The organism is Corynebacterium sp. KPL3927, from assembly GCF_040225835.1.
In the GTDB taxonomy this organism is placed as follows: Bacteria; Actinomycetota; Actinomycetes; order Mycobacteriales; family Mycobacteriaceae; genus Corynebacterium.
In genome coordinates this window covers 1-6,121 of sequence record NZ_JBEHGD010000036.1, presented here as the reverse complement: position 1 = coordinate 6,121, position 6,121 = coordinate 1, and the positions used below count along the sequence as shown (strand labels likewise).

The window sequence follows — 6,121 nt, the reverse complement described above, 5'->3', positions numbered from 1 at the left end:
CGTCTCGCCATAGTAGTCATTCTGGTTCATCTCCTTATGCGGGTTAGGTTCCCACACACAAACCATTAGACACTCTCTGCTTCGATAACGCGATGGCCGAGTCGTTCTGGTCGACGCTTAAGACCGAGTTCTACGACCGGAAGCGCTGGCCAACCCGCGATGCTGCGCGTCAGGCCGTTGCCTACTGGATTGAAGCCGTCTACAACCGTCGGCGCCGGCACTCCGCACTCGGGATGGTCAGCCCCGTCGATTTCGAGAACCACACCAGCCTAACCACCAGCAGAAAAGAAATAGCTGCCTAACCACTAGGTAGCTCCACTACGTGTCCACGATTTGCGGGCAACCCCAACTTCAACTACTCGCCAAGTATGGCGGACCCACCAAGATCCGCAGACTCGGCAAAGCCAGAGTCAACGTCTTTACTAGACGCCATCGGGCACGGAATCCAGAAACCATCGTTGAAGCCATGTTCGCAGCGTTTACCAGCCAAACAGTGCAGATACCTGGGTCGGAATACGCCGAACTCGGTGTTGCGATGTCAGCCGCTGATGCTCTTGCGAAAAAGGAGCACCGCAAGGAAATCGAGGACCAAGTACTCGCCCTGATTCAAGACATTCCTCACACCGAGATTCTGCTGTCGATGCCGGGCATCGGGCCGAAATCTGCAGGACAGATCCTTATGGCTGTGGGAGATATGTCGGATTTTCCGTCTGCTGCACATGTGGCGTCGTACGCAGGTCTGTCACCTAGGACAAATCAGTCGGGCACATCCATTATGTCCAACAGTCTGAACCGAGCCGGCAACAAAAAATTAAAGAACGCTCTATGGCAATCGTCTTTTGCATCGATCAGATTCCACGAACGTTCACGGCAATTCTACGAACGAAAGCGAAAAGAAGGCAAGAGACACAACGCCGCAGTCGTCGCCTTATCCCGCAGACGGCTCAATGTCTTATTCGCCATGATGCGCAACGGAGAGCTCTACCGCGAGAACGCACCGGAGGTCATCGCAGCAGCATAAAGCCACAGATACAAAAGCCGACTGGGCAAACCCCAGTCGGCCCCTCAGCGTGCCGCTAATCAGACAGAGTCAAGCACCGCGGTCACCCCTGAAAACTCCACCCACGGACTTGACTAACTAGATAGGAACACCCCCGACAGGTTGGAGGAACTGACCAAAAATCAGGTCAGTCTCTCCTTTATCCTTAAAGACTTCCGTAACCACACACCTGAGTGCTTACGATTGCCAGACTTTCCTTTAAGTCGATCGTGCTTCCTTTTGGCTTGAAGGCGACACCTTCTTCTGGAAAAAGAGATGACGTTTGTCATCACTTGAGGGAAGAAGGGTCATGATCATTAAAGGGATAGTTCCCACTATGGGGATAAAAAATAATACAACTAGAATTCCGGAGAATCCCGCATCTTGCAGCCGTCTCGATAGCAACGCAAGAAAAGGCAGAAAAACGATTGCTGCTATCACTTCTTCTAGCGATACTCCATGAAAATCACCTAAATGATTATCGAGCATGCTGACGAAGAATGAACCAATAGTCAATAAGAAAAAAATCCACCAGTATTCACTTCTAGAGGCTGACCCTTTAAAAGCAAAATATCTCAAGAAAAACCGTGACACGGCCTGCTGCGGAGACGCCCCATGCAGGGCCTGGTAGGAAGATTGCTTATCCATAATAAAACCTCTTTCCGCTAAAAGAATACTTTAGGGAAGGAGATTTCCTACCCCTTAACAACTACCGATCTCGTCTGCCCCAACCAAAGCTCCTAAGTTCGGGTTTACGGTTAGCCGGGTTTCGCCAGGCCCTACACACCTATCCTCGGATGCGTAAAAATACTTAACTTTAATCTTTACTGGATGGTTTTTGCAGTTAGTGTAAACGGCCTCTTCGTATTTTCCATCGTCGCCTTTGCCGGCGATAGGGCTCCCCGTAGCTTTTCCCACGAAACCGCATACTGAAGCTGAAGCGATAGGGCTGACCGTCAACAAGCCTAGTGCTGTACATCCAGCAATAGCTGTCGAAAGTGCTTTACGAGTAATTTTTCCCATTATTTAGCACGCTCCAATCTTTGAAGCGCCGGAAATTTTCTTCCCTTCTCGAGTCGTGCCAAGTTGGGAATCTCCTGGGTTAACACAAACCTCGTAATCTCCACTTGCTGCATTAACCTTGATCTTTTCGTTTCCACCACTGCAATTTCCCCAGAATGCTGTTTCAACCCTGCCACCAGGAAAAGGAACAGTTACATCCACTACAGGAATAGTAACATCCCCCCAATTGTGTTCTCGGTTAATGTGCTCAGTGTGGTAGCCGCAAGTAGTCGCCGAAGCTTCAGGAGTTTCGCCAATCGTCACCATCCCAGCGAAAACAAGAGATAGTGCCCCCGTGCCGACGAGCATTCTTTTAATACCCGAACTTGCGATTGTAGTAGTTTTACTCAAACCTGACATGAAAACCTCCCTTAATTTCAAACAAATGAACCAGAGTGCAATCAACGCTCCATGTGACCTACACTATTCACAATCGGTTAGTTGAGTGAAGTATATAACGGAAAAGTTTTCCAAAACTTTATCGATGTTAACCTCCAATTAACTAAACGCCCTGCAGGTCACTAAATACGCCAACCACTAACGTCTCCACGGTCGTTTGGGTATACATGGCCAATTCGTAAGCGAGTCAAAACCATTACCTCCCATCTGCACTACCGCTTAATGACAGGGAACATGCTCAACAAACTTTTCAGGCGAGAAGTCACCAAGATTAGGCATTAAATCCTCGACCAGGCCGCCACATGGGGAATACCCAACAAGACCACCGTCACGCTCCACCAATACACGCGACCCCACTGACCTATAAAGGCACGTCAGAGCTACTGAAGTGTAATGGCTGTAAAAATGACCCAGGCCAGCAGCATGAACACGATGAACAGGCCTGCGACGGCACCCCACGTGATCGAACGACTCATGACATAAATCGCGATGAACGCGGGCAGGGACAGAAACCCTTCCAAAAGTAAGAAAATCATCACGCTTGTAGGATCGCAGGCTCGTGTGCACATTCCCCGCCATCAGCGACAACCCCGTTCCCGAGAGCTAGCGATAATGGGGCTCTACCGGGAGTAATAATTCCCATAGCAGTACAAATAGCAAGTGGTATAGCAATAGGCACTGGGGACGCGTCGGCCTTATTGGTTGAGGTATTTATACAGTGTGGTGCGCCCTATCCCGAGGCGGCGGGCAACCTCTGCTTTCGGAATCCCCTCGCTCACCCACTCGCGCGCCTGCATTATTTGTTCCTCGTTGAGGACTTTCGCACGCCCCTTATAAACACCGCGCGCCTTGGCTTTGGCGATGCCTTCGGCTTGGCGCTCGCGAATAATCGCGCGTTCAAACTCCGCCACCGACCCGAGTAGGCCGAGCATGAGCTTGGCCACCGGCGTCGAATCCTGCGAATATACCTGCCCCTCTTTGAGAAACTTGACGGATACTCCACGTTCGGTGAGTTCATCGACCAGGCGGTGGAGATCGATAAGGGAACGGGCAAGCCTGTCCATACTCACCACAATGAGTTGATCGCCGGCACGCACATAATTAAGCGCCCCATCTAAGCCGGGGCACTTAGTGGACGAACCACTCACCGTGTCGGTGAAGATGCGGAAGACTTTTTCCTTCTTCAACGCCGCCAACTGTCGGTCGAGATTCTGGTCTTTGGAACTAACACGCGCGTAGCCGATTTTTTGGCCCGTAATCACCTCTGATTGTTCGGAAATATCTAGAGGTAGTGACGGTTCTGTTTCATTGGTCATGAACCCACCCTAGCGAACAGTGGGTTAAACGCGGTGGATGTAATTCCTAAACTGTTCACTTAGGGTGCACCCTTGACGTAATCTCAAACCTTTTGACGGGAAGATAATCTTCCTGCGTCCATCCTCCGGGGTTGTAGCATTAGGGTGGAAAAGAAAAGATTCTAATCTTGTTAGATATACGCAATAAATCTCTAGAGTCTCAATGCGAGCTGTGTTATCGTGCGCAGTGAGTCACACTTGGCCCAAAACTGTAGAAAGGTTGAATTTTGTCACTAAAGAAGTCCACACTAAAGCGTACTCCAATAATTGCAGCGCTTTCCGCTACACTGCTTTTCTCATCTGCATATGTGCCTTCAGCCCATGCTGACGGTGCGAATGGGTTCAATGGAATGAACTGCATGAATTCATTCGGCTGCACTAACATACCGCAAGAAATTCTTGATAAGCAGGCTCCACCAAACGTGGAAGCAAGGAAAGCTTGGGCTCGGTGCTATGCCAACATGCTCTCGGCAGGTGTCCCCGCAGCAAAGGGTGCTTCCATCCTTAAGGGGCTCACTAAGGCTGGTGGTGCTGCCAGCCTAGCAGCTTTCGCTGGTTGCGACTTCGATAAAATGATGCAGGAGGAGCACCATTAATGAATCCTAAAATAGGAAAACAGCTTCCGGCATTAATATGCTCCATATTGGCTATGGTTCTTGGAATTATCGTTTCTGACGCAAAGCTAGCACTGTCGATCATAGGTGTTATATTGCTTTTCACGGCGATTCCAGAACTAATAAAAGCAATGCGGGAACGAAAGCATCACCCAAAGAAAGCGAACGCTACTCATGTATGACTAGTGCATCTAGTCTATTGAATAACGTCTGCTCTATGAGGGGCAGTAATGGCAGTGGCCGCCCCTGTACTGGGTGGTAAGTACAGGGGCGTAAAAGCAAGATACGCAAGACTATGACATCAAAAGTCCAGCGCTCAAAGAACGATATTAAGTGAGCACTAGGACCTGACCCCTTTTTGGTGGACACCTGATATCCAGCCCAGTCGGGCTGGGAAGAAAGGTAATCTACCATCATGTCCAGGTACTCCGAACAGTTCAAACGCGATGCCGTAGCCCTCTATGAGAACAACGAGGACCTCTCGCTGAACAAAGCATCAGCAGAGCTCGGCATCAACCGAGCCTCGCTGCATTCATGGGTCACCAAGTACGGCATCGGCAAACGCGCCCGCATAAAGGCCATGCACGATCAAGCCCAAGCGGCAAATGATTCGTGAGACGGATCCGCCAACTAGAAAAAGAGGTCTCTAAGCTACGCGAAGAACGTGACATCCTGCGCAAGGCCGCGAAGTATTTTGCTTAAAGCAGACTCACGGGAGTTCTGCTTCCAGTTTGTCTATGACCACCGAACCGAATACTCGGCTGAAGCGGATGTGCCACGTTTTAAAGCTCAATCGTTCCTCGTTTTATAAATGGGTCCAAACCCGTGAAAAGCGCAGGTTAAAGATGTATTCCGATGCCGCTATTGGTGCAAGGATCACAACCGTCTTCGATGATGAGCATGGTCTTTACGGTGCTAAACGCATCGCTGCAAGCCTTAAAGCCGATACGAGCTTTGGCCCGATAAATCACAAGAAGGTCGCACGCATCATGAAATCCATGGGACTTCAAAGGCTTTACCAAGCGCCGCCGATGTGTCACTACCAGGCGCAAGCCTGGCCACCGTGTCATGCCGGACTTAGTAGGCCGTAAATTCACCGCTGACAGGCCAAACCACGTCTATGTAGGCGACATCACCTACCTGCCGTGTAAGGGTGGCAAGAACATGTACCTTGCCACGGTCATCGACGTCTACTCTCGCAAACTTGTCGGTCATGCACTCGCGGATCACATGCGGGTATCGCTGGTTATCGAGGCTTTGTCTCATGCCAGAAAGGTCCGCGGAAGCCTTAAAGGGGCAATTTTCCATTCTGATCATGGCAGTGTGTACACCTCACAGGCGTTTGGGGACCACTGCGCCCGGTTTGGTGTGCGTCAATCCATGGGAGCAGTGGGAACGAGTGCTGATAACGCCTTAGCAGAATCCTTTAACGCCACCTTAAAGCGTGAAGTACTGCGTGATAGGAAACTCTTTGAAAGTCCAATCAGCTGCCGCCAGGAAATCTTCCGGTGGTGCATGCGCTAAAACACGCGCAGGCGGCACTCCTGGTGCAGCCTTCTAGCCCCCGATGACTTCTGAGGTTACCCTCGTTTAGTGGACACCCGATTAGTGCGGATCTTGTGTCCGTAAGAGAGGATGTTCATTGTGAGTCA

At 50.4% G+C, this 6,121-nt stretch carries 6 protein-coding genes and 3 pseudogenes; 4 read left to right on the top strand and 5 right to left on the bottom strand.

The window, feature by feature from the left end; genetic code table 11:
- Positions 1–74: 74 nt before the first annotated feature.
- Both ABRP86_RS11295 and ABRP86_RS11290 read left to right on the top strand, forming a co-directional pair.
- Positions 75–257 (top strand): annotated as a pseudogene (locus ABRP86_RS11295) (integrase core domain-containing protein); the annotation flags it as partial.
- 92 nt (positions 258–349) lie between these two features.
- Positions 350–1,021 (top strand): annotated as a pseudogene (locus ABRP86_RS11290) (transposase); the annotation flags it as partial.
- A gap of 237 nt (positions 1,022–1,258) precedes the next feature.
- Here ABRP86_RS11290 and ABRP86_RS11285 read toward each other — a convergent pair.
- From ABRP86_RS11285 to ABRP86_RS11265, 5 genes are all read right to left on the bottom strand, one after another.
- Positions 1,259–1,687, bottom strand: a complete 429-nt coding sequence (locus ABRP86_RS11285) for a DUF805 domain-containing protein (RefSeq protein WP_349864417.1) — start codon at positions 1,685–1,687, stop codon at positions 1,259–1,261.
- A 54-nt stretch (positions 1,688–1,741) separates the two neighbouring features.
- A complete protein-coding gene (locus tag ABRP86_RS11280; RefSeq protein ID WP_349864414.1) occupies positions 1,742–2,062 on the bottom strand; it encodes a DUF6355 family natural product biosynthesis protein in 321 nt (106 codons plus the stop codon).
- Between the two features lie 3 nt (positions 2,063–2,065).
- On the bottom strand, positions 2,066–2,461 hold the full coding sequence (locus ABRP86_RS11275) for a DUF6355 family natural product biosynthesis protein (protein WP_349864412.1): 396 nt from the start codon (positions 2,459–2,461) through the stop codon (positions 2,066–2,068).
- A gap of 419 nt (positions 2,462–2,880) precedes the next feature.
- A complete protein-coding gene (locus tag ABRP86_RS11270; protein ID WP_349864409.1) occupies positions 2,881–3,039 on the bottom strand; it encodes a hypothetical protein in 159 nt (52 codons plus the stop codon).
- A gap of 156 nt (positions 3,040–3,195) precedes the next feature.
- Positions 3,196–3,816, bottom strand: coding sequence for a recombinase family protein (locus tag ABRP86_RS11265; protein WP_486702862.1), 621 nt, complete (start codon positions 3,814–3,816; stop codon positions 3,196–3,198).
- A gap of 266 nt (positions 3,817–4,082) precedes the next feature.
- On the opposite strand from ABRP86_RS11265, the gene ABRP86_RS11260 reads away from it, so the two are divergent.
- Both ABRP86_RS11260 and ABRP86_RS11255 read left to right on the top strand, forming a co-directional pair.
- The gene (locus ABRP86_RS11260; RefSeq protein ID WP_349864407.1) at positions 4,083–4,451 is read left to right on the top strand and encodes a hypothetical protein; all 369 of its coding nucleotides are present in this window, start codon (positions 4,083–4,085) and stop codon (positions 4,449–4,451) included.
- Positions 4,452–4,884: 433 nt separating this feature from the next.
- A pseudogene (locus ABRP86_RS11255) lies at positions 4,885–5,990 on the top strand (IS3 family transposase); the annotation flags it as partial.
- Positions 5,991–6,121 lie beyond the last annotated feature (131 nt).